A 25,666-nucleotide genomic window follows, 5' to 3' on the forward strand; every position below is an offset into this window, starting at 1 on the left:
CACCCTTGGCGGCTACCTGAATCGCCGCAACGATCCTCCGCCCGGCGCTACCGTCATCTGGCGAGGCTTCCTCGTCTTGCACGAAATCACAGAGATGTTCCGTATCTTTAATTCGGGATAGCGAGCCAAGCTTGTGGGTAAAGCTCAGGTCTGGAGATAAGGGACTGGGTGTTGCAGGGGGGGGTGCGGGGAAGGGCGTCGCAATTCGCCAGATGTAACAAAAAGCGGCGCCGTGCCGCAGGCGTCGCGTACGTCGGGCGGATATGCGGACTGGATTGCATTTTCGCCGTCCCGGGCCCGGGCGCGTCAGGCATACTAGCGCCTTTCCGGGCGGCCGCCATTGGCCGCACCAGCCCGCCATTACGCCCCCTGTTTCCATGAAGCGCATCCTCCTGATCAAGATCACCTCGCTTGGCGACATGGTACACACCCTGCCGCTGGTTTCCGACCTGCGGCGCGCCTATCCAGGCGCGGCAATCGATTGGGTGGCCGACGCATCGTGCGCCGATATTCCGAGCTGGACCGTGGGTGTGGACCGCGTGATCGCGCCACCGCTGCGGCAGTTCAAGAAAAACGGCAAGCAGTGGAAAGACCTGCGCGGCATCCTGCGCGCCGTGCGCGACTTGCGACGCGAGAAGTATGACGTGGTGGTCGACGTCCACGGCGTCTACAAGAGCGCCATCGTCGCGCGGTTGGCGCGTGCGCCGCGCCGCTTCGGCTACGCGGCCGAATTCCTTGGGGAGGCCAAGGCCGTCTTTGCCTATACGGATATCTTCGGGCCGCACGGCGACGCGACGTGCCGCCACAAGATGCGGCTGGTCGTGGCCAATGCGCTGGGGTACGAGATCGAACCGCCCGAGGTCTGCGACCTGCGCGTGCCGGCACCCGCCACGCCGCTGAACACCGACGGCGTGCCGCGCGCGATGCTGTTCCACGCGACGTCCGCGGAGATCAAGAAATGGCCACAGGCCAACTGGATCCAGGTCGGCCAGGCGCTGGCCGCGCGCGGCTACCGCGTGCAATTGCCATGGGGCTCCGCCAAAGAGCATGAGGAATCCCAGGCGCTGGCGGCGGCGATTCCCGATGCCGAGGTGCTGCCGCGCATGTCCATTACCGAATGCGCGCAGCGCGTGGATGCCGCCGCCCTGGTCGTCGGCATGGACACCGGTTTCGTCCATCTGGCCGACGCGCTCGGCAAGCCCACCGTCATGCTGTTCACGGCCACGTCGTGCGCGCATTTCGGCGTGCAGCGGCCGGGGCAGTCGGTGTCGATCGGCGATAACGGCGCACCGCCCTCGGTGGACGCCGTCATGGCCGCGATCGGGCAGGTGACGCAGTCGCCGGCCGCTACGACCCCTCCTTCCGTTCAGGCTGCCGGCCAGGCATCGTCCGGCCGGGTCTCGGCGTAACGCCAGTGCCGGAACTGGACCACAGTGCCGTCATCGACGGTGACCAGGTCCAGGATGCAGGGCAGTTGCATGATCGACATCCTGGCCAGATAGCGCGCCGCACCCGGCCATTCCGCGGGCGCGTTGCCGCGCTGGCCCAGTCGCATCGCCAGCCGCAGGAAATGCGGTGGCACAAAGCGCCGCGCATCGTCCATGCTGGCGTGCGCGGCACTCCGTGAAGTGCAGCGGCACCTGCGTCAGCCCGGCAAACCGCTTGCGTAGCTGGGCCAGCGTCGTCGGCGCCAGCGCGACCCCGCTCCCCGCAATCCCCAGCGCCGTCATCCCACGCACATTCGCGGCCCAGAGGCCGCCCGCCACCAGCAACGTATCGTGCTGCGCCGGTGGCGGTAAATCCTTCATGCCTTCCCAGATCGCGGCCATGTCCCCGGTCAGGTCATAGAGATAGCAACGCTCCCGGAATACGCGGTGGTATCCGATGATGCAATCCAGGTCTTCGTCGAAGACCGGGCGCACATCGCACGGGATGTGTGGCGGCCGGACCTCGAACAGGCTGGCGGACCCGGCATGGTGGCCCGTCCAGGGCCGTATGGCCCCGATGGCGAGTTGAGCGGCGTACTCCGAAGGCAGCAGGTCCAGCGACATCCACGTGATTCCGTAGCAAGAGGAGGGCCCTCACGCTACGCGGCCCGTGTGGGCGGATCTACAGGAAAAGTCTGGAATTGGCGTCTGAAGTGTCTGAATCTTTGGTGATCATTGATCGAACCCCTGCTCAGCGCGGCCGGATCATCTCGAACTTGTCGCCCGTTTGCGCATAGTCGGCACGATAGCCGGCCCGCATCACGGGTTGGGCGAGGAAGGTGTCGAACATCCCCTCCTTGAGAAACTCGCCACGGATATGCACCCCCACCACCTGGCCCAGCACCAGCCAGTTGGGCATCGGCGATCCGTCCAGCGCGGTCAGCCGGATCACTTGCAACACCTTGCATTCCAGCGCCGCCGGGGACTCGGCCACATGGGGCGCCGCGATGCTGCGCCCCGGTGCCGGCGTTAGCCCGGCCAGCACGAATTCGTCGACATCGCTCGGCACGCTGGCAGAGGTGACATTCATCTTCTCGGCCAGGGACAGGCTGGCCATGTTCCACGCGAATTCGCCAGTGGCCTCGATATTGCGGACCGTGTCCTTGTAGCCCTCGCTGGAAAACCCGATCACGGGCGGGTTGCCGGCAAAGGCACCAAAGAAGCTGTACGGCGCCAGGTTGACGCGGCCCGCTGCGTCGCGACTGGAAATCCAGCCGATCATGCGGGGCGCGACGATAGCCTTGAACGGATCGTGAGGCAGGCCGTGGCCATCTTCGGGACGGTAGAAATGGATGTCGGACGGGGCTTGGCGATGGTCGGACATGGTGGCGTGGCCGAGAGAAAAGGGACAGGCGACTAGTCTCGCATGCTCCGGGGTTTGTCGCAGCATGCCGCCCTTGCTGTCCCGGCGTGCACCGGCCTCCCTAGTGAATAAATCCGCCTTGAATAAAGCGAACGGGTTCGGCATCCATGCGCAACAGCAACGCGGTGAGGCCGTCCCGCGATGGTGGCGTTCCGGCGCGCGCGGCCGCCGGCTGGCCCGAGGTGCAAAGCAGGTCGGCATCGCTCCAGGTGCCGCGACCCGGCGCGCCGCGTGCGCGCAGCCAGCCGTTGCGGTCAGCCAGTAGCTCGGTGCCGGCCAATGCGGAAGTCGGGACGCCGGCGATCTGCGCGATCACGCGCCACGTCGCCGCTGGCATCGCCACGCACCCTGCGCGAAATTGCGGCACGCTGGCGGGCGGCTTGCCGTCCGGCGTCACCAGCAGTGTCAGGAAGCGCGGATCCTCTAGCGGCAGTGCGGCGGGAGGGCCGTCGAACGCCACCACGCGCACGCGCTGGTTGCCACGCCATTCAGGGAGCGGGCGCGGCGCATCGGTGCCGCAGCGAATGGAAACATCGGGCAGGCGCAGCGGATTCGGCCAGCTACCGGTGGCGATGGCGCCGCTGCCGGCGGCCAGCGCCTTCATGTAGTCGAGCACCGCCCATGTGTCGGCATCATCCAGAAGCCGGCCAAATGCGGGCATCGTCGACCGGCCGCGTACGTCGCGCATGCCGGTCTGGATGTGCCAGAACAACTCGCCCTCTGCACGGCGTCCCAGCAATGGGCTGACCACGGTCGGCGGCCAATGTTGCAGCGCGGCCGCGAGTGGGCCTTCGCCGCGTCCATCCGCGCCGTGGCAGGCCGCGCAATGCTGCGTATAGATGTGCTCGCCGCGAGCGATGGATGCGACCGAAAAACCGGTGGGGCTTGCGTGAAATCTCGTCGGCGCGGCCGGGCCGAACACCAGCGCCGGCGAGGGCCAGGGCGCCAGCACCAACGCCAGCGCGCCGGCCGCCAGCCACGGCAGTCGCCGGCGGCGCCACAGCAGCGCAACCATGACTGCGACCAGCGCGAAGGTAATCGCCGCCACGCTCCACGCGAGTTGCCGCGCCAGGCCGAGGTCGATCAGCAGGGTCTCGCCCACGATGCGATGGGCCCACGGCCACGCGGGCTGGCCGTGGATGTCGCCAGTCAGGCCGAGCGCGTGCCAGGCGCGCAGCAGTGCGAGCTGCGCTTCGTGAAGCACCACGAGCAGGGTGTTGAGCCACGCCTGCGGCGGCAGGCCGTTCATGCGCTGCCCCGGCTGCGGTGGCGCGGGGCCGTTGCCGTCATTGCGTTACCAGCTGGCATCGAGCCCCAGAAGACGCAGCGCTTCGTGACGCAGAGCCGTCAGGCGCGGATCGCCGCGATGGCGCGGGTAGGGCAGGTCGACCTTGAGTTCGGCCCGGATTTTTGCCGGACGGTCGCTGAACACGATCACGCGCTGCGCCAGGAACAGCGCCTCTTCCACATCGTGTGTGACCAGCAGTGCGGAGAAGCCGGCGCGTTGCCATAGCTCGACCAGATCGCTCTGCATGGCCAGCCGGGTCAGCGAGTCGAGCTTGCCGAGCGGTTCGTCGAGCACGAGCAATTGCGGATCATTGACCAGCGCGCGAGCCAGTGCCACGCGCTGCGCCATGCCGCCAGAGAGCTGGTGCGGGAAGGCGCGGTCGAACGCTTCGAGCCCCACGCGCCGGAGCGCGTCATCCACGCGATGGCGTTCGCGCTTGACGATGCCGCGCGCCTGAAGGCCCAGCGCCACGTTGTCCCACACGCGGCGCCAGGGGTAGAGCGTCGGGTCCTGGAAGACGACGATGCGCGACGGGTCCGGGTTTTCGATCGGCGAGCCGTCCTGCAGGATCTGGCCCGATGATGGCGCGTCGAGCCCGGCGACCAGCCGCAGCAGCGTGGACTTGCCGCAGCCGCTCGGGCCCAGCAGGGCCACGAATTCGCCGGGCGCCACGGTCAGGTTGACGTCGTCGAGCACCTCCAGGCGCTTGTCGCCGTCGCCAAAGGCATGGCTGACGTTGCGGATATCGATGCGGGCTCCCGGGCCGGATGCCGGCACCGGATCATGAGCCTGCGCGGCCGGTTCGCGCGCGAGGACGGCTACCATTTCACGGTTCCTTTTTGCCACGACAGCGCGCGGTCGCGCACGACGAACAGCAATGTGATGACGCCCGAGAACAGCAGCGCCATCACGATCAGCGCGGCGTACATGTTCACGTACGAGGCCCAGCCTTGCGCCCAGGTGAGGTACCACCCGAGGCCCGATTTCACGCCCATCATCTCGGCGGTGACGAGTACCGAGAACGATGCGCCCAGTCCCATGAACAGGCCGACGAACACCTGCGGCAGCGCGGCGGGAATCGCCACGCGCAGCACCAGGAACCAGCCGGAGGCGCCCATCGTGCGGGCCACGTCGTAGTAGCTCTTGTTGACGCCGGCCACGCCGGACCATGTCAGCACGGCCACCGGGAAGGCCGTCGCCAGTGCGATCAGGAACACGGCGGCGGAATAGCTGGACGGGAAGAAGTAGAACGTCAGCGGCAGCAGTGCGGTGGAGGGCAGCGGCCCCAGCACGCGCAGCACGGGGTGGACCCAGTAGCCGATTCGGCGCGACCAGCCGATCGACACGCCGATCAGGAAGCCCGCCGCCCCACCATAGGCCACGCCCAGCCCGAGCAGCTTCAGGGTGTTCAGCACGCTGTCGCCCAGGCGCTGCCAGTCGTCGAGATAGACCTCGATCAACGCCTGCGGCGGCGCGAAGAAGGGGGCCGGCAGGATGGCGGTCTTGGCGGTCAGGATTTCCCACGCGGCGAACCCCAGTGGCAACGCCACCAGCCAGGGCCCTGCCGCGCGCAACGCGGTCAGTGCGCGCCGCAGCGGGGCCACATGCTGGCCCGTCAGCGCCAGCAACGCCAATGCGGCGGCGACCGCCAGCGCGGCGATCCCGAGGGCTTCGGTATAGGCCCAGTCGCTGAAGCCGACGGCCTTGTTGGGCCAGCGCCAGGTCACCGCGCCGAATGCGGCCCAGGTCAGCGCCGCAACCAGGCCCGTCAGCCAGAGGCTCGCACGATGCGGCTGCGCAGGCGTGTGGCCGGCCGCAGCGCGGGCGGCACCGGGCGCCGCGCCGGAGAAAGCGCCGCGCCCCGCTTCGTTGTCGCGGGCAAGACCCGCGTCCAGCGCGGTGTGGCTCGTCGTCATGGCATCACCCCAGAACGTTGGCGTAGACATGCTGCGCCAGCCGCTTTGCATCGGTGGACTTTTTGAGCACGCCGATACGGCGGAAGTCGTCGGCGTAGAACGCGATCTCCTCTTGCAGGTCGACGCCGGTCGGGTGGTGCGTGTAGGTCAGCGTGGCGTACAGCTTGCGCAAGTCGTCCGGATGGATCTTCGGCGAGTACTTGGCGAATACGCGGGCGGCCTCGTTCGGATTCTCGTTGACGAAGTCCGTCGCCTGGACGATCGAGCGCGCTAGCGCGGATGCGGCCGGCTTGTCGTTGCGCACCAGCTCCCCGCGCGCACCGACCACGCAGCAGACCTTGCGCGCGTACTCGCCGGTCAGGTTGGTCGCCAGCTCCACGTAGGCGCCGTTGGTGCGCTTTTCCAGCAGGTAGAGGTTGGGATCACCGTCGGCAATCGCCTGGATCTCGCCCTTGTCCACGGCTACACCCAGCAGGTCGGCCGGGTACTGGCGCCACGTGATGTCCTTGTCCGGGTCGATGCCGTTCTTGGCCAGCAGGATCGTGAAGAAGTGCTTGCCCGGCGCGGCCAGGTCGCTCACGCCCACGGTCTTTCCCTTCAGTTGCTGCAGGTTCGTGACCCCTGCGGCCTTCGAACCCACCAGCCGCACGCAACCGCCGTGCGAGCTGCCGATGATCTTGACGTCGAAGCCCGCTTCGAGCGGCTTGAGCCAGCGGTGAATCATGCCCACGGCGGCATCGGCCTTGCCGGTGGCGATCGACTCCAGCAACTGGTCCGTGGAGCCGCTGTAGTTGATCAGGTCCACCTGCAGGCCATTCTTCTCGAAGAAGCCCCGTTCCTGCGCGACGACGATCGGCGTCAGGCAAAAGGAGTTCTGGTTCCACGCGAACGTCAGCTTGCGCGGCGCCGACCAGGCCTGGCGGCCCAGGATCAGCGCGGGCGCGGCAATCGCCGCCGAACCGGCCAGCCGCAGGAGATCGCGGCGGCGCGAGCTGTGTGAGCGGTGTGGACCGTGGATGGGGTTGGCTTCCGGCTGGCTCATGGTTGTCTGTTTTCCCGTCTTGTCATGGCACGTAGATTCGTTCTGCGATGTCGCCCGCGCCGTCATGGCGTCCTCGTTGCGCCGTCGTCGACGTTATTGCAGCGGGCAGGGTCGGGCTCAGGCGGCCTTCCGGCTGCCTTCCGCGTCGCGCCGGGCGACCAGCTCGCGGACACGCGGGATCAGCTCCCGGCCGTAGTCAATTGCGTCTTCCAGCGGATCGAAGCCGCGAATCAGGAAGGTGGTGACGCCGATGTCGTAGTAGGCCAGCAGCGCCTCGGCCACCTGCTCGGGTGTGCCGACGAGTCCGGTCGAGTTATGGCGGCCGCCGGTTTCGCGAGCGATGCCGGTCCACAACCGCGCGTCGACGCGGTCGCCTTGCTCGGCCGCCGCCAGCAGGCGGCGTGCTCCCTCGCTCTGCTGCGGGCCGCCGCGGCTGTAGCCAGCCTGTACGCGCAGGGCGCGCGTGCGCTCCAGGATGCTCTCGGCGCGGGCCCAGGCCTTGTCTTCCGTTTCGGCCAGCACCGGCCGGAACGAGACCGAGAAGCGCACCTCGCGCCCATGCTTCGCGGCTTCGGCGCGCACGCGCGTGGTCAGCTCGCGCACCTGTTCGAGCGATTCGCCCCACAGTGCGTAGACGTCGGCATGCTTGCCCGCAACGGCGATGGCGGCCTCGGACGCGCCGCCAAAGTAGACCGGCACATGCGGCCGCTGCGCCGGCTTGACCTCGGAGAAACCATTGCTGAAGCGATAGAAGGTGCCCGCGTGGTCGAATGGTTTGTCCTCCGTCCAGATGCGGCGGAGGATGCCGAGGTACTCATCGGTGCGGGCGTAGCGCTGGTCATGGTCGAGATAGTCGCCGTCCCGCTTCTGTTCGTCGTCGGAGCCGCCCGAGATGAAATGCACGCCCAGCCGTCCGCCGCTGAACTGGTCCAGCGTGGCGATCTGGCGCGCGGCCAGTGTCGGCGACGTGAATCCCGGCCGGTGAGCCAGCATGAAGTGAATCCGCTCGGTGACCGTGGCCGCATAGGAAATGGTCAGCGTGGCCGACGGGCCGGTGGAGTGGTGGGGCACCAGGATGCGGTCGAAGCCCGCCTGCTCGTGGGCCTGCGCGAAGGCGCGCACATAGTCGCGATCGATCACCGGGCCGGAAGGCGGATGGATCTCGGACTGCTTCTGGCTCTGGATCATGCCGATGATGTCGACGCTCATGCGTGGTTCTCCTGGTTCGTGAAGCGGGCTGAGGAAGAAAGTACGCCAGCGTCCGGCACGCCCCAACGAATAAAAACGCCACTGAATATTCAGCAAAAACCGCTGCTGGATATGCGATATGCGTCGTTATCGGCGCGCTGCGCCAGCGGTACGCTATGCGGCGATCCCTTCACGAGCATCCCCTGCAAGGACCCGCACCATGTCTTCTTCTCCGCTGCGCCGGCTGCCGGCGAGCGAGCCGCGGCTGGCCGATGTGCTGGCTGAACTGACTGCCCGCTTTGCCGCGACGGCCGCCGATCACGACGCACAGGGCAGCTTTCCGCACGACAACTTCGATTGGCTGCATCGGCATGGATTGATTGCCCAGGTGGTGCCGCGCGAATACGGTGGCGGCGGGGCGGGCCTGGCGGAGGCGCGACGCATCGTCGCCGCGGCGGCATCTGGCGATGCGGCGACGGCGCTGGTGCTGACGATGACCTATCTGCAGCACCGAGCCATCGGCCGCGCCGATTCGCGCTGGCCGGAAGCCGTGCGGCGGGAGGTGTTTTCCAGCGCGGTGGCGTCCGGTGCGCTGATCAATTCGCTACGCGTGGAGCCGGACCTCGGCTCGCCGGCGCGTGGCGGACTGCCGGCCACTGTGGCCACGCGCGTGGGCGATCAATGGCGCATCCGTGGCCGCAAGCTCTACAGCACCGGTATTCCGGCGCTGAAATGGCTGGTCGTGTGGGCGCGCACGCATGAGCCAGATCCGCGCGTCGGCATTTTCCTCGTGCCAAAGCCGGAGGCCGATACGCCGGGCATCGGCGTGGTGGAGAACTGGAATCACCTCGGCTTGCGCGCTTCAGGCAGCCACGAGACCGTGCTGGACGACGTATGGATACCGCTCGCGAACGCCGTCGATATCCGCCCGCCCGCCGCGTGGGCACCTGCGGGCGCCAGTCAGGCGGACGTCGACGCCAGTACGGATCAGCAGGCGTGGATGGTGGTGCTGCTCGGCAGTCTGTACGACGCCGTGGCGCGCGCCGGCTTCGACTGGATTCGCGGCTTTGTGCGTGAGCGCGCACCGGGCAGCCTCGGCGCGTCGCTGGCCACGCTGCCGCGTGTGCAGGAGACCATCGGCGAGATCGCTGCGCTGCTCCACACCAACCAGGTGCTGCTGGACGCGGCCGCCGCGCGCACCGATGCGGGCGCGCCGCCACTGGCCACGGACAGCGGCCTCTTGAAGTTCACGGTCACCGGCAATGCCATCCGGGCCGTGGAGCTGGCCTTGCAACTGTCCGGCAATCACGGTCTGAGCCGCAACAATCCGCTCGAGCGGCACTATCGGGATGTGCTTTGCAGCCGCATCCACACGCCGCAGAACGATTCGATCCTAATCGCCGCGGGCCGTGCCGCGCTGGCCTTGTGACCCTGCCAAACGGCCCGCAGGCTTCATGCTATGTTTGTGGCCACCGGCCGCGATCAGACGGCCGGACGATCCATCAGGAGACTGGGATGCACGATTCCCTGCCCGACACCAAGGGCTCGCTGACGCCGCTGCGCGAGTTCATTACCGGCTTGTCCGCGTTGCTCGACCAGCAACCCGACGAATCCCGGATTCTTGCCGAAGGCGGCGCGCTGCTTGCGCGACTGGTTGCCCGTGACGACTGGCTGCCCGATGCCTTTGCCCAACCGCACCCGGAGTACTACCAGCAGGTGCTGCTGCATTGCGATTCCGCCGAGCGCTTCTCGGTCGTCAGCTTTGTCTGGGGCCCGGGGCAGCGCACACCGATCCACGACCACACCGTGTGGGGGATGATCGGCATGCTGCGCGGCGCGGAGTATTCGCAGCCGTTTGCGCTCGATGCCGACGGCAAGCCGCGTCCGCAGGGCGAGCCGATTCGCCTCGAGCCAGGGCACGTCGAGGCCGTATCGCCGACGGTGGGCGATATCCATCGTGTGCACAACGCCTATGGCGACCGCGTGTCGATCAGCATCCATGTGTACGGCGCCAATATCGGCGCGGTACGTCGCCATGTGTATCCGGAGGAGGGCGGCCGCAAGGCATTCATCTCCGGCTATTCCAACCAGACACTCCCCAACCCCTGGGACCGATCGAAGGACCCTGCAGCGTCATGACCGATTTCCATCAAGCATTCCCGACTACGACGAGCCTGGCGGTGCGCCAGGCATTGCTGGACCGCACCGAGATCGCACTGATCGACGTGCGCGAGGAAGACCCGTTCGCGCAGCAGCATCCGCTGTGGGCGACGAATTTCCCGCTGTCGAAGCTGGAGCTGCAAGCGTGGTCGCGCATCCCGCGCCGCAATACGCGGATCGTGGTCTATGGCGAGCACGATGGCGTGGACCTGGCGCCGCGCGCGGCTGCCGTGCTGCGTGAGCTGGGCTATACGGAGGTTTCGCTGCTGGACGGCGGGCTGGCCGCATGGATCGCGGCGGGCGGTGAAGTGTTCCGCGACGTCAACGTGCCGAGCAAATCATTCGGCGAGCTGGTGGAGGCAAAGCGTCATACGCCGTCCCTGCCGGCGCAGGAGGTGCAGGCGCTGATCGACGCCAGGGCCGATGTGGTGATCGTCGACGCGCGCCGCTTTGACGAATACCAGACCATGAGCATTCCCACGGCCACGAGCTTGCCCGGCGCGGAGCTGGTGTTGCGCGTGCGAGAGCTGGCGCCGGACCCGAAGACGCGGGTCATCGTCAATTGCGCGGGCCGTACGCGCAGCATTATTGGCACGCAATCGCTGATCAATGCGGGCATTCCGAACCCGGTGGCGGCGCTGCGCAACGGGACGATTGGCTGGACGCTGGCCGGGCAGGTGCTGGACCACGGCGCCAGTCGCCGCGCGCCGGCCGTGGTCGATGCCGCCAATCGCGATCTCGCTCGCAGCGGCGCACGCGAAATCGCGGCGCGTGCCGGGGTGCGGCGCATTGCCCATGACGCGGTGGAATCGTTGCAGGAAGCGGGGCGCACGCTGTATCGATTCGATGTCCGTACGCCGGAGGAGTTTGCCGATGGCCACCTGCCGGACTTCACCAACGCGCCCGGTGGTCAGCTGGTGCAGGAGACCGACCACGTCGCGCCGGTGCGTGGCGCCCGCATCGTGCTGGCCGACGATGATGGCGTGCGAGCGGACATGACGGCGTCGTGGCTGGCTCAGATGGGCTGGGATGTGGTGGTTGTCGATCCCGTACCCGACACCGGGCGAAGCGAGCGTGGCGCGACGAGCGTGCCGGTGCCGGAGTCTGCACCGGTGGCAACGGTATCGCCGGCGACACTGGCCGCCTGGCTGGCGGAGGCAGGGAAAGACGAGATCGCCGTGCTGGACGTCACCGCGAGTGCGAACTACGTGAAGCGGCATATCCCGGGCGCGTGGTTCGTGATCCGCGCGCAACTGGAGCAGGCGCTGGCGAATATTCCATCGGCGAGGCGTTACGTGCTGACTTGCGGAACGAGCCAGCTGGCGCGGTTTGCCGCGGCGGACCTGAAGCGGCTGACATCGGCGGAGGTTGTGGTGCTGGAAGGCGGCACCGCCGCGTGGATCGAGGCAGGCTTGCCGCTGGAGCAGGGCGAGACACACCTGACCGTGCCACGCACGGATCGCTATCGCCGCCCCTACGAGGGCACCGACAACGCGACAGCGGCGATGCAGGCATATCTGGATTGGGAATTCGGACTGATCGCCCAGCTCGAACGCGACCAGACGCATTTCTTTGGGGTGGTCTGAGCGAGGGATGGGGCGGAAGGCGGGGGAAGTGGCCCCGCCTCGTGCGACAGGCAGGAGTGCTGCGCCTGTTGCTAGATGATCGATGCAACGCGGTTGTTGCGCCCCAGGTTTTGGATCGCAGCGATAAGGTTATCGTATGCGTCCCTGTCAACGCCCTCCACGGCATTCCAAATCTTGACGCGATCGAACATGCTGCTGCTAATCTCGAATGCCGCATCTTCGATCTTGTGAAATGTGCGTTTATCATGCTCGCGACTTGAGCCAGAAACATCTTCATACACAATGATCCGGATTTGGTTGGCCAAACTCTCTGCAAGTTCGCGGATTTCCCCTTGGTTCTTTTCGCCAAAGGGCAAATCGTGAATATTGGCAGGCTTCTTCTTGAACAATCCAAGCATAATTAAACTCGATCTCGATATTGCGTTTGATCTGGTTGCCACTCAGGATCGGTTCGATCCTGTGGACGTGGTAATCACTTTTGAAATTCGAAGTATCCAAATAAAACAGCGGTAGCCAAAAGGCAGAGGGTCAGAAAGGCAAGCGCGGCGGTGGCGGAAAGACAGATGGCCAAAGGGGCGAGCGCGCTGGCGATAATCCGTTTCATTTTCAGATACTCGGAGAATCAAGAGGGGAAATCGGATGCGTAACCAGCAATAAGCGCACCCATTGCGATGTTCCTGGAGTTGATTCTTTCGGCATGTTCAGTCCAATCTACGCATTTGAAGTCGGCACAGAAGGTAGAGGCCGCATGCGCGGCAGGAGCGAGGGTAGAGGTCGCGAGGAGTGCAGCGATAATGATCCTTTTCATGGTGTGTTCGTTTATTGCATCTGAATCCAACAAACTCACTACCCAAGATAGGCATAGCGGCAAGGCGCCACTTTGCATGGGCCGCCCGTGGCTTTGCATTTGATGCCATATGTAGATAAATCCGCTTTTGTATCGGGGCTGGCCGTCCCATCCCGGCCGCGCCAACACGCAGAGCGGCAGAAGCTAGAGGGGTAGGAGGGCAGTGGGCGGACAGTGGGCCGGAAGAGGGCGTGTGTCGCGCAGGAGTCGCGCGGTGGCACGCATCGCCCTGAGAGCCCAAACGCGCGCATGGCGCTCCCGGCTCATCAGCGAGATCGCATCAGACAGCCGTGCTCCAGCAGAGGTACGGCTGGAGGCAGTAAGGGAAATGGAAAGGATTGTGTCCACCCTGCAGAAGCGGGTGCGGGAGAGGATGCAGGCGGGCAGCGAGGGTGGAGGGGGAGAAGCGAATAGCGGCACGCCTCCGGAATCGGACTAGGGCGCGTGAGGGCACACCTAGGCCGTGCGTGCGTTGTGGGCTGGTCAGAATAGCAAAACGGCCTACGAGGCGCGAACCTTGTAAGCCGTTGATTTCTGCTACCAAATTCTGGTGGGTGGTACAGGGATTGAACCTGTGACCCCTGCCGTGTGAAGGCAGTGCTCTACCGCTGAGCTAACCACCCCTTTCTGCGTCGTCACCGTTGTTGCTGGTGTCGTGCAGCGGAGAAACGAGATTATGCCGATGGGGCTGTATCTTGTAAAGCCCTTTTTTCAACTTTCTGAGCGGGGCCGGATCGGCGGAATCACACGGCGGGGTCACACGCGGCAGTGCGCTTACTGGATCGTGGCCTCCGGCGGCGGTGCTGCTTGCCATACTGTCTTGCCGCCGCTGGCCTTGTCCAATTCCTTCAGCACGCCCACGTGCGCCGACACTTCGGCCTCCGTGGCAAGCAGGACTGGCAGCGTCAGGGTGGAGAGATCGGTGGCGGCCCGGGCATCGCCACCCGCCGTACCGCCTTCCAGCATGTCGATCACCAGCGAATTCTGGCCGCGCGTCATCGCCAGGTAGACCTCGGCCAGCAATTCCGCATCGAGCAATGCGCCGTGCAGTGTGCGGTGGGCGTTGCTGATGCCCAGACGGTCGCACAGGGCGTCGAGCGAATTGCGCTTGCCGGGGAACATCTGGCGGGCCTCGCGCAGCGTGTCGATCACGTTGCCGGCGTGCTGGCGAAATGGCGGCAAGCCCAGCAACTGGAATTCCATGTCAAGGAACCCCAGGTCGAACGCGGCGTTGTGGATGATCAACTCGGCGTCTTGCACGAAATCGCGGATGTCATGGACGACGTCAGCGAACTTCGGCTTGTCGGCCAGGAATTCGAGCGTGATGCCGTGCACGGCGATCGCATCTTCGTGGATGTCGCGCTCGGGATTGACGTAGTAGTGCAGGTGGCGGCCGGTCAGGCGCCGGTTCACCATTTCCACGCAGCCGATTTCGATCAGGCGATCGCCGGTGGCGTGGTTCAGGCCGGTGGTTTCGGTATCGAGGACGATCTGTCGCATGGCGGGCATTCTAACGGAGAGGGCAGGCCGGGGCGTCACACGTTGATCGACGCCACGCCACGGTTGGCCAGCGCGTCGGCGCGTTCGTTGCCCGGGTGGCCATTGTGGCCGCGCACCCAGTGCCAGGAAATGGTGTGCGGCTGCCGGGCTTCGTCCAGTTGCTGCCACAGGTCGGCGTTCTTCACCGGCTTCTTGTCAGCGGTCTTCCAACCACGGGCCTTCCAGCCGGTGATCCACTCGCTGATGCCTTTTTGCACGTACTGTGAATCCGTGTAGACCTGGACCACGCACGGCCGCTTGAGCGCACGCAGGGCCTCGATCACGGCAGTCAGTTCCATGCGGTTATTGGTGGTTGGGTTCTCGCCGCCGAACAGTTCTTTCTCGCTGGTGCCGGCGACGAGCACGGCGCCCCAGCCCCCGGGGCCAGGGTTGCCCTTGCAGGCGCCGTCGGAATAAATGGTGACTTCTTGCATGGATGGGAGGTATTCGGGAGTCTCAGGCATCGTCGCCCGGCGTCTTGCCGTGCGTGCCGGTAGGCGTGGCCACGGGGGCGGCCACAGGTGTCAGGGTGGGCTTGGCGGTCTTCCAGGCCGGCCCGACCAGGCGAATGTTCTTGACCCGCTTGACGGCCGAGATCATGTAAACCGCGCCGAAGATCGGCCACCAGCGGTCGCCGGCCTTTTCCATGAAGGCCGTGCGCTGAATCCAGCGGTCGGTCCGGTAGGGCGGGCAATAACAGCCGAAGCGGCCGCGGATGATATCGAACCCCAGCAGCTTGAGCCAGTCCTTGATCCGCACAAAGCCGATGGTCTGGGCGTCGCTGGGCAGGAAGGACGATGCGCCCAGGCGGTTCAGGCCCTGCCGCGCGCCCCACAGGCTCATCGGGTTGAAGCAGGTCACCACCACGCGGCCCTCGGGCATCAGCACGCGGGAGACCTCCCGCAGCACTTCATGCGGGTCCTCGGAAAATTCCAGGATATGGGGCAGGGTGACGAGGTCGATGCTTTGCGTGTCGAATGGCAACTCGTCAAAGCGGCAAAGGAGCTGCCGGGCGTCCGGGTGGGTCTCGCTCGGGCCGTGCGGGCCAAAGCGGCCATCGAGTGCCAGCGCCGAGAACGGCATGCGGTTCTCGCGTAGCGTGTCGATGGCGGGCAACCCCAGCTGGACCGCGTGATAGCCGAAGATGTCCGCGACGATCCGGTCGTACTGCCGGCCTTCCCATTGCAGCACATACTGCCCGGGAGGCGAGGCCAGCCAGTCTTCCCAATTTATAATCGGACGGTTGGACATAGGAGCACACATGTTGAAAGTGGAGCCAATCCCCGCCTTCCAGGACAACTATATCTGGGCGATCCATGACGGGCATAGCGCCGCGGTCGTGGACCCCGGCGAGGCCGCGCCGGTCGAGCGTTTCCTGGCCCAGCATGGGCTGGCACTGGGCGCTATTGTAATCACCCATCACCATGGGGATCACCAGGGTGGCGTGTCGGACCTTCTGGACGCGCACCCGAATGGCCCCGATGGCGCGCCGATGCCGGTTGTCGGCCCGGCAGGCGAACGTATCGGCCACCGCACACAGGCCGTGCGCGAGGGCGACACCGTGACGCTGCGCCACCCGGCCGCCACCTTCAGCGTGCTGGACGTTCCCGGCCATACCGCGGGCCATGTGGCCTATGTCGGCGATCTGCCCGGCGCCGGCCCCGTGGTGTTCTGTGGCGACACGATGTTTGCCAGCGGCTGTGGCCGGCTCTTTGAAGGCACGCCGGCCCAGATGCTCGCGTCGCTGGACAAGCTGGCTGCGCTGCCCGGGGCCACGCGAGTCTATTGTGCGCATGAATATACCCGCGGCAATGTCCGCTTTGCGCAGGCAGTGGAGCCGGCCAACGCGGACCTCGCCGCCTGGGCGGCGCGGGTCGATGCCCTGCGCCACGCGGACACCCCGACCGTCCCGACCACGGTGGCCCACGAGCGCGCGGTCAACCCGTTCCTGCGCTCGCGCGAGCCTGCCGTACGGCAGGCGGTGGGGGCGCAGGGCGGGGACGTGAGCAATGACGCGGCGGCCTTCGGCGCCTTGAGGGGCTGGAAGGACAACTTCCGCTAGCGGACCGGCGCCGCGCCGCGCTGCTGGCCGTTTTCCACCGCACAGTGGAACGCTCGCGCGGCGACTATCTTAAATTGCGTCATGGGGAAAATCTCATTGACGCCAGCGGGCCTTTTCCATAGCATCAGGCAAAATTTTTTGGCGTCACTTTCAGAGAAATTAATGCGATTTGGTCGATTTCTGGCGGTAGTTGCGTGTGCGGCGCTGCTTGCAGCCTGCGCCAGCACACCTACCCCGCCTGCCGGCGAGATGGCCGGCACGCCGACCGCCCTGGATTCCGGTCCCAAGAAGGACCCGCTCAACACGCTCAACAGCACCGGCCGCCCCGGCTCGCTTTCCAGTAACGCCGTCGTCAACGTCGACCAGACCAGCGTGGACTGGATGCGCGGCCCGTCCTCCGATATCTGGGCCCGCATCCGCCGCGGCTTTGCGATGCAGGACCTGGAAGGCACGCTGGTGGACGACCGCACCCAGTGGTACGCCGCCCGTCCCGACTATATGGAGCGGATGGTGGGCCGGTCCAGCCGCTACCTCTACCACATCGTGGAGGAGCTGGAGCGGCGCAAGATGCCCACTGAGCTGGCCTTGCTGCCGTTCGTCGAAAGCGCGTTCAATCCCCAGGCGGAATCGACGGCCAAGGCGGCCGGCATGTGGCAGTTCATCCCGAGCACCGGCAAGACCTACAACCTCAAGCAGAACATGTTCCGCGACGAGCGCCGGGACGTGCTGGCATCCACGGATGCCGCGCTGGACTACCTCTCGCGGCTGTATGACATGTTCGGCGACTGGCAACTCGCGCTGGCCGCGTACAACTGGGGAGAGGGCGCCGTGTCGCGCGCCATCGCGCGCAATCAGGCGCGCGGGCTGCCCACGGACTACGCCAGCCTGACGATGCCGAACGAGACGCGGTACTACGTGCCCAAGCTCCAGGCGGTCAAGAACATCATCGCCAACCCGGCCGCGTACGGCGTGCGGCTGCCCGAGATCCCGGATCATCCGTACTTCGTCACGGTGACCACGTCGCGCGACATCGACGTGGCACTGGCCGCCAAGCTGGCCAACATGCCGCTGGACGAGTTCAAGGCGCTCAACCCGTCGTTCAACCGGCCGGTGATCCTGGGTGCGGCCAATCCGCAGATCCTGCTGCCGTTCGATAACGCCGAGCGCTTCCAGTACAACCTGAATACCTACCGTGGCGGGCTGTCCAGCTGGACGACCGTGACGGTGGACAGCCGCGAGCGGGTGGAAGCGCTGGCCGCACGGCTCAATGTCGATGCCGACACGCTGCGGGAAATCAACCGCATCCCCAAGGGCATGCGGCTGAAGGCGGGGTCGACGGTGATGATTCCGCGCTCGGAACGTCATGACCAGGACATCAGCGCATCGCTGGTGGACACCGCGATGCTGGCCGTCGAGCCGGACGTTCCCGATGCCCGGCGCATTGTCGTTCGCGCCGGCCGCAAGGACACCGTGTCTTCCGTGGCGCACCGCTTCGGCGTATCCCCACGGCAGGTGCAGTCCTGGAACAAGCTCTCCGGCAGCAAGCTGGTGGCCGGTCAGAGCCTGGTGTTGATGGTGCGGCCGAATTCGCCTGCCGCGGCGCGGGCGGACCGCGGCGACGACAGCGACGATGCGCCGGTGCGGGCGTCGGCGCACGGCAAGGCGAAGGGCAAGACGGCGGAGAAGGCTGCAAAGGCCGACAAGACCGAGCGTGCCGAGCCGCGCAAGCGGGTGGTCGTCGAGGCCACGCCGCACAAGGGCGCCAGCAAGGCATCCGGCAAGGCCGCCCCGCCCACGCCGCCCAAATCCGCGCCGGCTCCCAAGGCGACTGCCAAGCCAAAAGGCAAGGCTCACTGACCGCAGTCTGGTAGACAACAGCAAGCCGCCCCATTGACCCGATTCTTTGGGGGGTGTTGCCATGCGTTGTTGTCGTTTCCTGCCTGTTTTACTTCCCCGTATCGCGTTCCGTACGCTGGCCGTGCTGTTGACGGCCAGTGCCGTCGCGGCGTGTCCGTCCGTCGGCTCCGTCTCCAATCCGCATCGACCGTGGATCGTCGCGCACCGCGCCGGCACGGCCGATGCGCCCGAGAATACGCTGGTGGCGATCGAGTCCGCGCTGGCGCATCGCGTCGACATGATCTGGTTGTCGGTCCAGTTGAGCCGGGATGGCGTGCCGGTGCTCTATCGGCCAGCCGATCTGTCCGCGCTGACCGACGGGGCCGGGCCGGTGGCGGGCAAGACGCTGGCGGAATTGCGGCAGCGCAATGCGGGATGGCAGTTTGCCGTGACCGATGCGGACGGCGGCAAGCGTTATCCCTATTGCACCCGCGCCCGTGGGGCTGCCAACCCTGGATGAGGCGCTGGCCGCCATTCCGGCGTCCGTGCCGGTCATCCTCGATATGAAATCCCTGCCGGCGCCCCCGCTGGCCGCTGCCGTGGCGGCGGACCTGGCGCAACACCAGGCGTGGCAGCGCGTACGCATCTATTCCACCGAGGCCGTTTTCCAGCAAGCCTTTGCCGCGTGGCCGCAGGCGCAGTTGTTCGAGTCCCGCGATGCCACGCGCGGGCGGCTGGTCGATGTCGCGCTGGCCCGCGAATGCAAGTCCCCGCCGCCGGACGGCACCTGGGCCGGCTTCGAGATGCGCCGCAACGTCGACGTAGTGGAGCGCTTCACGCTGGGGGAAGGGCGTTCCGGCACCCGTGCGGCGATGTGGACGCCGGCTTCCGTGTCCTGTTTCCGTGCCGACGGCAGCACCCGCCTGCTGGCGATCGGCGTCAACGACGCCGCCGCATACCAGGAGGCGGCGCGGCTGCGGATGGATGCCGTCCTGGTGGATTCCCCACGCGAGATGGCCGCTATCCGTGCCATGCCCCTGTCGCCTTGATAGTGATCAACTCTCTGAGGCAAATTCCTGCCGATTTGCCCTCATAGACCGCCATCGGTTGCGCTGGCACACTAGCCGTCGACCATAAAACCGCAGTCAAGCGGAGGAGACACCATCATGACGGCAAGCCGTGCGCTGCACGCGCGATCGCTGTCCGACCCGGCAGGTTTCTGGGCGGAGCAGGCTGCGCGTATCGACTGGGAAACCCCCTTTGAGCAGGTGCTGGACGACAGCCGGCCGCCGTTTGCGCGCTGGTTTGTCGGCGGACGCACCAACCTGTGCCACAACGCCATCGACCGCCATCTGGCTGCGCGGGCCGACCAGCGTGCGCTGGTCTACGTTTCCACGGAGACCGACGAAGCGCGCACCTATACCTACGCCCAACTGCACGAGGAAGTGACCCGCATGGCGGCGATCCTGCAGGGGCTGGGCGTGACGCGCGGGGACCGCGTGCTGATCTACATGCCGATGATCCCCGAGGCGATGTTCGCGATGCTGGCCTGTGCGCGCATCGGCGCGGTGCACTCGGTGGTGTTTGGCGGGTTTGCCTCGGTGAGCCTGGCCGCGCGCATCGACGATGCCCGGCCGCGCGTGATCGTCAGTGCCGATGCGGGGTCGCGCGCGGGCAAGGTCGTGCCGTACAAGCCGTTGCTCGACGAGGCGATCCGGCTGGCCGGTCATCATCCGGAGAAGGTGCTGCTGGTGGACCGCAAGCTGGCGGACATGCCGCACACCGCGGGCCGCGACGAAGACTACGCCGCCTGGCGCGACCGCGTGGCCGGCCAGGCCGTGCCGTGTGTCTGGATGGAGTCGAGCGAGCCGTCCTACGTGCTCTATACCTCCGGCACCACGGGCAAGCCGAAGGGTGTGCAGCGCGATACCGGCGGCTACGCGGTGGCGCTGGCCACATCGATGGCGTACATCTTCTGCGGCAAGCCCGGCGACACGATGTTCACGGCGTCGGACATCGGCTGGGTGGTCGGACACAGCTACATCGTCTACGCGCCGTTGCTGGCCGGCATGACCACCGTGATGTACGAGGGCACACCGGTCCGGCCCGATGGCGGCATCTTGTGGAAAATCGTCGAACAGTACGGCGTGAACCTCATGTTCAGCGCGCCGACTGCGATCCGCGTGCTCAAGAAGCAGGACCCGGCGCTGCTCAGGCGCCATGACCTGTCCAGCCTGCGCCTGTTGTTCCTGGCCGGCGAACCGCTGGACGAGCCCACCGCGCGCTGGATCCAGGACGGCATCGGCAAGCCCGTGGTGGACAATTACTGGCAGACCGAATCGGGTTGGCCGATCATCGCGATCCAGCGCGGTGTGGAGGCGCTGCCGCCCAAGCTGGGCTCGCCGGGGGTGCCGGCCTACGGCTATGACCTGCGCATCGTCGACGAAATCACGGGCGAGGAATGCCCGCCTAACCAGAAGGGTGTGGTGGCTATCGACTATCCATTGCCGCCGGGCTGCATGACCACGGTCTGGGGCGATGATGACCGGTTCATCCGCACCTACTGGTCGGCGGTGCCGAACCGGGAGTGCTATTCGACGTTCGACTGGGGCGTGCGCGATGAGGACGGCTACGTGTTCATCCTCGGGCGAACGGACGACGTGATCAATGTGGCAGGCCACCGGTTGGGTACGCGCGAGATCGAGGAGAGCCTGTCGTCGCACGCGGGCGTGGCGGAGGTGGCGGTGATCGGTGTGCAGGATGCGCTCAAGGGGCAGGTGGCCATGGGCTTCTGCATTGCCCGCGACGCCGCCCGCACGGCCACGCCGGCGGACCGCCTGGCGCTGGAAGGCGAGTTGATGAGGACCGTGGAGCAGCAACTCGGCGCGGTGGCGCGTCCGGCACGTGTGTTTTTCGTCAACGCGCTGCCGAAGACGCGGTCCGGCAAGTTGCTGCGGCGCGCCATTCAGGCGGTGGCGGAGGGGCGAGACCCGGGCGACCTGACGACCATCGAGGACCCGACGGCGCTGGAACAGGTCAAGGCGGCGATGGCCGAAAAGGGCGCCTAGACTGAATCGGAGCGGGGTCCAATGTGATCCCTCGCGAATCTGCGCGGGCGGCCGGCCGGCAAAAACCCAATCAATGCGGGGACTTGCGCAGATTTCGCTTGCCAGTCGTTCTCATGCGACCTAATATTTTAAGCATAAAATATTTAACCCTGATCTAGATGGCCGGATGGCGTACCGCCGGCGGCCGGCAGGAGGCAAGCAAATGCGCGTGCTGTGTATTGGTGGCGGTCCGTCGGGCCTGTACTTCGGGTTGCTGATGAAGCTGCAGGACCCGTCAAACGATGTCGTGGTGGTGGAACGCAACCGGGCGTACGACACCTTCGGCTGGGGCGTGGTGTTTTCCGACGCCACGCTGGAAAACCTGAAGCAGGCCGACCCGGTCAGCGCACAGGAGATCAACGAGGCCTTCAACCACTGGGACGACATCGACATCCACATCGGCGGGCGGACGATCCGCTCGGGCGGCCACGGCTTTATCGGCATCGGCCGCAAGCGGTTGCTGAATATCCTGCAGGCGCGTTGCGAAGCGCTCGGTGTGCGGCTCGTGTTTGAGACCGACGTCAGCGACGACCAGGCGCTGGCGCGTCAGTACAACGCCGACCTGGTGATCGCTTCCGATGGCATCAACAGCCGCATCCGCACGCGCTACGCCGAGAGCTTCGCACCCGATATCGACACGCGGCAGTGCCGCTTTGTCTGGCTCGGCACGCACAAGCTGTTCGACGCCTTCACGTTTGCGTTCGAGAAAACCGAGCACGGCTGGTTCCAGGCCCATGCCTATCGGTTTGACGACACCACGTCGACGTTCATTGTCGAGGCTCCGGAGCCTGTCTGGCGCGCCGCCGGCATCGAACAGATGAGCCAGGAAGAGGGCGTGGCGTTCTGCGAGCGGCTCTTCGCGCGCTATCTGGATGGCAACAAGCTGATCAGCAACGCCACGCACCTGCGCGGCTCGGCGAACTGGATCCGCTTCCCGCGTGTGATCTGCCACCACTGGGTGCACTGGAACACGCTGGACGACGGCCGCCGCGTGCCCGTGGTGCTGATGGGCGATGCGGCCCACACCGCGCACTTCTCGATTGGCTCCGGCACCAAGCTGGCGCTGGAAGATGCGATCGACCTGGCCGAGGAGATCGGCAAGACGCGTGCCGTGGGCGTGGATGGACTGCCGCAGGCGTTGTCGCGCTACGAGGCGACGCGCAGCGTGGAAGTTCTCAAGATCCAGAACGCGGCGCGCAATTCCACGGAATGGTTCGAGAACGTGGATCGCTACGCAAGCATGGCGCCGGAGCAGTTCGCCTATTCGCTGCTGACCCGTTCGCAGCGGATCTCGCATGAAAACCTGCGCGTGCGCGACGCGAAGTACGTGGATGACTTCGAGCAATGGCTGGCCGCGCAGGCGGGTGTGCCGGCCGAGACGCTGCGGCTGCGCGCCGATGCGGGCCACGAGAGCCTGCCGCCGATGTTCACGCCGTACCGCGTCCGTGGGCTCACGCTGAAGAACCGTGTTGTGGTCAGCCCGATGGCAATGTACTCGTCCGTCGACGGCGTGCCGGGCGATTTTCATCTGGTTCACCTCGGTGCCCGCGCGCTTGGCGGCGCCGGCATGGTCGTGGCGGAGATGACCTGCGTGTCTCCGGACGCGCGCATCACGCCGGCCTGCCCGGGCTTGTGGAACGACACCCAGCGCGACGCGTGGAAGCGCATCGTCGACTTCGTGCATGCCAACAGCGACGCGAAGATCGCCATGCAACTGGGCCATGCCGGCCGCAAGGGCTCAACGCAACTGGGTTGGGAAAAGATGGATTTCCCGCTGGAGACGGGCAACTGGCCGCTGATGGCGGCGTCGGCGCTGCCCTATATGCCCGGCATTTCCCAGATGCCACGAGAAATGAGCCGTGCCGACATGGATACGGTCCGCGACGACTTCGTCGCCAATGCGCGCCGCGCAGCGGAGGCCGGGTTCGACTGGCTGGAACTGCACTGCGCCCACGGCTACCTGCTGTCGAGCTTTATCTCGCCGCTGACCAACCTGCGGACCGACACCTATGGCGGCACGCTGGCCAACCGGCTGCGCTATCCGCTGGAAGTCTTTGCGGCCGTCCGTGCGGTCTGGCCGCAGGACAAGCCGATGTCGGTGCGGATCTCCGCGCACGATTGGGTGGAGGGTGGCATCACCGCCGATGACGCTGTCGAGATCGCGCGTGCCTTCAAGGCGGCCGGCGCGGACATGATCGATTGTTCGTCCGGCCAGGTCAGCCCTGACCAGGCGCCTGTGTACGGCCGGATGTACCAGACGCCGTTCGCGGACCGCATTCGCAATGAAGCCGGAATTCCGACGATCGCGGTGGGCGCGATCTTCGAGGCCGATCACGTCGACAGCATCGTCGCGGCAGGCCGCGCGGATCTCTGCGCGATTGCCCGCCCGCACCTGGCCGATCCGGCGTGGACGCTCCACGAGGCCGCGCGGCTGGGCTTCCGTGACGTGACTTGGCCGAAGCAGTACGTAGCCGGCAAGCGCCAACTGGAAACCAATCTCGAACGCGCGGCGGCGTTCGCGCAGCCGCCGGGGAAATGACGATGGCTTATTCACTCGAAGGCCGGCACGCGCTGGTCACCGGCGGCGGGCGCGGCATTGGCGCGGCGATTGCGCGCCGGCTGCTGGCCGACGGCGCCAGCGTGACGCTGCTGGGGCGCGATGCGAAGACGCTCGACGCCACGGTGAGCGCGCTTGGCGCCAGCGTCACCGCGGGCGCGCAGCTCGGCGCGGTCAGTGCGGACATCACCGATGCCGCCAGCGTGGCCCACGCGTTCGCCCGGGCGGCCGAGGCACGCGGGACCATCGCCCTGCTGGTCAACAACGCGGGGCAGGCGCACAGCGCGCCGTTCGGCAAGACCGATCTGGCGCTCTGGCAACGGATGCTCGACGTCAACCTGACCGGCACCTTCCTCTGCATGCAGGCGGCGCTGCCGGGCATGCAGGCGGCAGGGTGGGGGCGCATCGTGAACGTGGCCAGCACGGCAGGACTGATCGGCTACGGCTACGTCAGCGCGTACTGCGCGGCCAAGCACGGCGTGATCGGCCTCACGCGCGCGCTGGCGCTGGAGCTGGCGTCCAAGGGCATCACCGTCAACGCGGTATGCCCGGGCTACACCGAGACGGACATCGTGCGCGATGCCGTGGCCAATATCGTCGGCAAGACCGGTCGCACCGAAGAGCAGGCCCGCGCCGAGCTGGCCGCGCGCAACCCCCAGCGCCGGCTGGTGCAGCCGGACGAGGTGGCGGATGCGGTGGCGTGGCTGTGCCAGCCATCGGCATCGGCCATCACGGGCCAGGCCGTGCCCGTTGCGGGCGGCGAAGTCATGGCCGGCTGAACCGCGCTTCCCCTCACGAGTTACGACGAACACCACGAGACACAACGAGAGACGACATGAGCGACATCGCACTGGATATGCGCCACCACAAGCGCGCGTTTGCCGACTATCAGCCGAAGCATTTCCTGTGGTCGGTCTCGGGTGACGGCAAGGTCGGCACCATCACGCTGAATCGCCCCGAGCGCAAGAATCCGCTGACGTTCGATTCCTACGCCGAGCTGCGCGACCTGTTTCGCGCCCTGTGCTACGCCACCGACATCAAGACCGTGGTTGTCACCGGCGCGGGCGGCAACTTTTGCTCGGGCGGCGATGTGCACGAAATCATCGGCCCTCTGACGCGCATGACCATGCCGGAACTGCTGGATTTCACGCGCATGACGGGCGATCTGGTCAAGGCCATGCGCGCCTGCCCGCAACCGGTGATCAGCGCGATCGACGGCATCTGCGCCGGCGCGGGCGCGATGATGGCGCTCGCCTCCGACCTACGCCTGGGCACCGCGCAGGCGAAGACCGCGTTCCTGTTCGTGCGCGTGGGCCTGGCCGGCGCGGACATGGGTGCGTGCTCGTTGCTGCCGCGGGTGATTGGGCAGGGGCGGGCGAGCGAGTTGCTCTATACGGGCCGCTCGATGAGCGCCGAAGAGGGATTGCAGTGGGGCTTCTTCAACGCGCTGCACGCGCCGGAGGCGGTGCTGCGTGAAGCCCAGGCGCTGGCCGCGCAGATCGCGGCGGGCCCGACCTTCGCGCATGGCGTGACCAAGAAGCTGCTGCACCAGGAGTGGAATATGGGGCTCGACGAAGCCATCGAGGCCGAAGCCGAGGCACAGGCTATCTGCATGCAGACGAAGGACTTCCGCCGCGCGTACGATGCCTTCGTCGCCAAGCAGAAGCCGATATTCGAAGGCAACTGAG

22 protein-coding genes, 1 tRNA gene and 1 pseudogene are annotated in these 25,666 nt (G+C 66.5%); 11 read left to right on the top strand and 13 right to left on the bottom strand.

The features are described from left to right. The first annotated feature begins 377 nt into the window (after window positions 1-377). Window positions 378-1,409 (top strand): lipopolysaccharide heptosyltransferase I, encoded by a 1,032-nt coding sequence (gene waaC / locus AC1DOX_RS05315; RefSeq protein WP_441620931.1) that lies wholly within the window; start codon window positions 378-380, stop codon window positions 1,407-1,409. A 30-nt stretch (window positions 1,410-1,439) separates the two neighbouring features. Here waaC and AC1DOX_RS05320 read toward each other — a convergent pair whose 3' ends face one another. The 7 genes from AC1DOX_RS05320 to AC1DOX_RS05350 form a co-directional block, all read right to left on the bottom strand. After that, window positions 1,440-2,051 (bottom strand): hypothetical protein, encoded by a 612-nt coding sequence (locus AC1DOX_RS05320; RefSeq protein WP_441620933.1) that lies wholly within the window; start codon window positions 2,049-2,051, stop codon window positions 1,440-1,442. Between the two features lie 127 nt (window positions 2,052-2,178). Continuing rightward, window positions 2,179-2,811: a flavin reductase family protein gene (locus tag AC1DOX_RS05325; RefSeq protein WP_441620935.1), complete on the bottom strand. Its 633-nt coding sequence runs from the start codon at window positions 2,809-2,811 to the stop codon at window positions 2,179-2,181. A gap of 100 nt (window positions 2,812-2,911) precedes the next feature. After that, entirely contained in the window at window positions 2,912-4,099 is a 1,188-nt protein-coding gene (locus tag AC1DOX_RS05330) for a c-type cytochrome (protein ID WP_441620937.1), read from the bottom strand. A 45-nt stretch (window positions 4,100-4,144) separates the two neighbouring features. After that, window positions 4,145-4,963, bottom strand: a complete 819-nt coding sequence (locus AC1DOX_RS05335) for an ABC transporter ATP-binding protein (protein WP_441620939.1) — start codon at window positions 4,961-4,963, stop codon at window positions 4,145-4,147. After that, the gene (locus AC1DOX_RS05340) at window positions 4,957-6,054 is read right to left on the bottom strand and encodes an ABC transporter permease (protein ID WP_441620941.1); all 1,098 of its coding nucleotides are present in this window, start codon (window positions 6,052-6,054) and stop codon (window positions 4,957-4,959) included. Before AC1DOX_RS05340 ends, AC1DOX_RS05335 begins: the two co-directional genes overlap by 7 nt. A gap of 4 nt (window positions 6,055-6,058) precedes the next feature. Continuing rightward, complete coding sequence (locus tag AC1DOX_RS05345; protein ID WP_441620943.1) at window positions 6,059-7,096, bottom strand: ABC transporter substrate-binding protein; 1,038 nt, start codon at window positions 7,094-7,096, stop codon at window positions 6,059-6,061. Between the two features lie 117 nt (window positions 7,097-7,213). Further along, window positions 7,214-8,305 carry an LLM class flavin-dependent oxidoreductase gene (locus tag AC1DOX_RS05350; RefSeq protein WP_441620945.1) on the bottom strand — a complete coding sequence of 364 codons (1,092 nt, stop codon included), beginning with the start codon at window positions 8,303-8,305 and terminating at the stop codon, window positions 7,214-7,216. 199 nt (window positions 8,306-8,504) lie between these two features. Between AC1DOX_RS05350 and AC1DOX_RS05355 the strand changes: the two genes are divergently transcribed. The 3 genes from AC1DOX_RS05355 (at window position 8,505) to AC1DOX_RS05365 (ending at window position 12,030) form a co-directional block, all read left to right on the top strand. Next, on the top strand, window positions 8,505-9,713 hold the full coding sequence (locus tag AC1DOX_RS05355) for an acyl-CoA dehydrogenase family protein (RefSeq protein ID WP_441620947.1): 1,209 nt from the start codon (window positions 8,505-8,507) through the stop codon (window positions 9,711-9,713). 86 nt (window positions 9,714-9,799) lie between these two features. Next, a complete protein-coding gene (locus tag AC1DOX_RS05360; protein ID WP_441620949.1) occupies window positions 9,800-10,423 on the top strand; it encodes a cysteine dioxygenase family protein in 624 nt (207 codons plus the stop codon). Then, window positions 10,420-12,030 (top strand): rhodanese-related sulfurtransferase, encoded by a 1,611-nt coding sequence (locus AC1DOX_RS05365; protein WP_441620951.1) that lies wholly within the window; start codon window positions 10,420-10,422, stop codon window positions 12,028-12,030. Before AC1DOX_RS05360 ends, AC1DOX_RS05365 begins: the two co-directional genes overlap by 4 nt. Before the next feature lie 71 nt (window positions 12,031-12,101). Here AC1DOX_RS05365 and AC1DOX_RS05370 read toward each other — a convergent pair whose 3' ends face one another. The 6 genes from AC1DOX_RS05370 to AC1DOX_RS05395 all read right to left on the bottom strand — a co-directional run bounded on the left by AC1DOX_RS05370 (window position 12,102) and on the right by AC1DOX_RS05395 (window position 15,667). Next, a complete protein-coding gene (locus tag AC1DOX_RS05370; RefSeq protein WP_441620953.1) occupies window positions 12,102-12,428 on the bottom strand; it encodes a hypothetical protein in 327 nt (108 codons plus the stop codon). A gap of 74 nt (window positions 12,429-12,502) precedes the next feature. Then, complete coding sequence (locus AC1DOX_RS05375; protein ID WP_441620955.1) at window positions 12,503-12,634, bottom strand: hypothetical protein; 132 nt, start codon at window positions 12,632-12,634, stop codon at window positions 12,503-12,505. Window positions 12,635-13,425: 791 nt separating this feature from the next. Further along, a tRNA-Val gene (locus AC1DOX_RS05380) sits at window positions 13,426-13,500 on the bottom strand. Window positions 13,501-13,651: 151 nt separating this feature from the next. Beyond that, complete coding sequence (dnaQ, locus tag AC1DOX_RS05385) at window positions 13,652-14,377, bottom strand: DNA polymerase III subunit epsilon (protein ID WP_441620957.1); 726 nt, start codon at window positions 14,375-14,377, stop codon at window positions 13,652-13,654. 35 nt (window positions 14,378-14,412) lie between these two features. After that, window positions 14,413-14,850 (bottom strand): ribonuclease HI, encoded by a 438-nt coding sequence (gene rnhA / locus AC1DOX_RS05390; protein WP_092134386.1) that lies wholly within the window; start codon window positions 14,848-14,850, stop codon window positions 14,413-14,415. A 22-nt stretch (window positions 14,851-14,872) separates the two neighbouring features. Further along, on the bottom strand, window positions 14,873-15,667 hold the full coding sequence (locus tag AC1DOX_RS05395) for a class I SAM-dependent methyltransferase (RefSeq protein WP_441620959.1): 795 nt from the start codon (window positions 15,665-15,667) through the stop codon (window positions 14,873-14,875). 10 nt (window positions 15,668-15,677) lie between these two features. On the opposite strand from AC1DOX_RS05395, the gene gloB reads away from it, so the two are divergent. The 7 genes and pseudogenes from gloB to AC1DOX_RS05430 all read left to right on the top strand — a co-directional run bounded on the left by gloB (window position 15,678) and on the right by AC1DOX_RS05430 (window position 25,665). After that, window positions 15,678-16,478, top strand: a complete 801-nt coding sequence (gloB, locus tag AC1DOX_RS05400) for a hydroxyacylglutathione hydrolase (protein ID WP_441620961.1) — start codon at window positions 15,678-15,680, stop codon at window positions 16,476-16,478. A 162-nt stretch (window positions 16,479-16,640) separates the two neighbouring features. Further along, entirely contained in the window at window positions 16,641-18,335 is a 1,695-nt protein-coding gene (locus tag AC1DOX_RS05405) for a transglycosylase SLT domain-containing protein (RefSeq protein WP_441620963.1), read from the top strand. Window positions 18,336-18,396: 61 nt separating this feature from the next. Beyond that, window positions 18,397-19,363 (top strand): annotated as a pseudogene (locus AC1DOX_RS05410) (glycerophosphodiester phosphodiesterase family protein). A gap of 117 nt (window positions 19,364-19,480) precedes the next feature. Beyond that, window positions 19,481-21,382 carry a propionate--CoA ligase gene (locus AC1DOX_RS05415; RefSeq protein WP_441620965.1) on the top strand — a complete coding sequence of 634 codons (1,902 nt, stop codon included), beginning with the start codon at window positions 19,481-19,483 and terminating at the stop codon, window positions 21,380-21,382. A gap of 202 nt (window positions 21,383-21,584) precedes the next feature. Beyond that, window positions 21,585-23,960, top strand: a complete 2,376-nt coding sequence (locus AC1DOX_RS05420; protein ID WP_441620967.1) for a bifunctional salicylyl-CoA 5-hydroxylase/oxidoreductase — start codon at window positions 21,585-21,587, stop codon at window positions 23,958-23,960. Window positions 23,961-23,962: 2 nt separating this feature from the next. Then, window positions 23,963-24,757 (top strand): SDR family NAD(P)-dependent oxidoreductase, encoded by a 795-nt coding sequence (locus tag AC1DOX_RS05425; RefSeq protein WP_441620969.1) that lies wholly within the window; start codon window positions 23,963-23,965, stop codon window positions 24,755-24,757. 56 nt (window positions 24,758-24,813) lie between these two features. Further along, the gene (locus AC1DOX_RS05430; protein ID WP_441620971.1) at window positions 24,814-25,665 is read left to right on the top strand and encodes an enoyl-CoA hydratase family protein; all 852 of its coding nucleotides are present in this window, start codon (window positions 24,814-24,816) and stop codon (window positions 25,663-25,665) included. Window position 25,666: the final 1 nt, after the last annotated feature.

This window comes from Cupriavidus sp. 01L415, assembly GCF_056400065.1.

Bases quoted from the DNA above. Each gene is read 5' to 3' on its own strand.
- waaC (WP_441620931.1), top strand. From the start codon at position 378: ATGAAGCGCATCCTCCTGATCAAGATCACCTCGCTTGGCGACATGGTA.
- AC1DOX_RS05320 (WP_441620933.1), bottom strand. From the start codon at position 2,051: ATGTCGCTGGACCTGCTGCCTTCGGAGTACGCCGCTCAACTCGCCATC.
- AC1DOX_RS05325 (WP_441620935.1), bottom strand. From the start codon at position 2,811: ATGTCCGACCATCGCCAAGCCCCGTCCGACATCCATTTCTACCGTCCC.
- AC1DOX_RS05330 (WP_441620937.1), bottom strand. From the start codon at position 4,099: ATGAACGGCCTGCCGCCGCAGGCGTGGCTCAACACCCTGCTCGTGGTG.
- AC1DOX_RS05335 (WP_441620939.1), bottom strand. From the start codon at position 4,963: ATGGTAGCCGTCCTCGCGCGCGAACCGGCCGCGCAGGCTCATGATCCG.
- AC1DOX_RS05340 (WP_441620941.1), bottom strand. From the start codon at position 6,054: ATGACGACGAGCCACACCGCGCTGGACGCGGGTCTTGCCCGCGACAAC.
- AC1DOX_RS05345 (WP_441620943.1), bottom strand. From the start codon at position 7,096: ATGAGCCAGCCGGAAGCCAACCCCATCCACGGTCCACACCGCTCACAC.
- AC1DOX_RS05350 (WP_441620945.1), bottom strand. From the start codon at position 8,305: ATGAGCGTCGACATCATCGGCATGATCCAGAGCCAGAAGCAGTCCGAG.
- AC1DOX_RS05355 (WP_441620947.1), top strand. From the start codon at position 8,505: ATGTCTTCTTCTCCGCTGCGCCGGCTGCCGGCGAGCGAGCCGCGGCTG.
- AC1DOX_RS05360 (WP_441620949.1), top strand. From the start codon at position 9,800: ATGCACGATTCCCTGCCCGACACCAAGGGCTCGCTGACGCCGCTGCGC.
- AC1DOX_RS05365 (WP_441620951.1), top strand. From the start codon at position 10,420: ATGACCGATTTCCATCAAGCATTCCCGACTACGACGAGCCTGGCGGTG.
- AC1DOX_RS05370 (WP_441620953.1), bottom strand. From the start codon at position 12,428: ATGCTTGGATTGTTCAAGAAGAAGCCTGCCAATATTCACGATTTGCCC.
- AC1DOX_RS05375 (WP_441620955.1), bottom strand. From the start codon at position 12,634: ATGAAACGGATTATCGCCAGCGCGCTCGCCCCTTTGGCCATCTGTCTT.
- dnaQ (WP_441620957.1), bottom strand. From the start codon at position 14,377: ATGCGACAGATCGTCCTCGATACCGAAACCACCGGCCTGAACCACGCC.
- rnhA (WP_092134386.1), bottom strand. From the start codon at position 14,850: ATGCAAGAAGTCACCATTTATTCCGACGGCGCCTGCAAGGGCAACCCT.
- AC1DOX_RS05395 (WP_441620959.1), bottom strand. From the start codon at position 15,667: ATGTCCAACCGTCCGATTATAAATTGGGAAGACTGGCTGGCCTCGCCT.
- gloB (WP_441620961.1), top strand. From the start codon at position 15,678: ATGTTGAAAGTGGAGCCAATCCCCGCCTTCCAGGACAACTATATCTGG.
- AC1DOX_RS05405 (WP_441620963.1), top strand. From the start codon at position 16,641: ATGCGATTTGGTCGATTTCTGGCGGTAGTTGCGTGTGCGGCGCTGCTT.
- AC1DOX_RS05415 (WP_441620965.1), top strand. From the start codon at position 19,481: ATGACGGCAAGCCGTGCGCTGCACGCGCGATCGCTGTCCGACCCGGCA.
- AC1DOX_RS05420 (WP_441620967.1), top strand. From the start codon at position 21,585: ATGCGCGTGCTGTGTATTGGTGGCGGTCCGTCGGGCCTGTACTTCGGG.
- AC1DOX_RS05425 (WP_441620969.1), top strand. From the start codon at position 23,963: ATGGCTTATTCACTCGAAGGCCGGCACGCGCTGGTCACCGGCGGCGGG.
- AC1DOX_RS05430 (WP_441620971.1), top strand. From the start codon at position 24,814: ATGAGCGACATCGCACTGGATATGCGCCACCACAAGCGCGCGTTTGCC.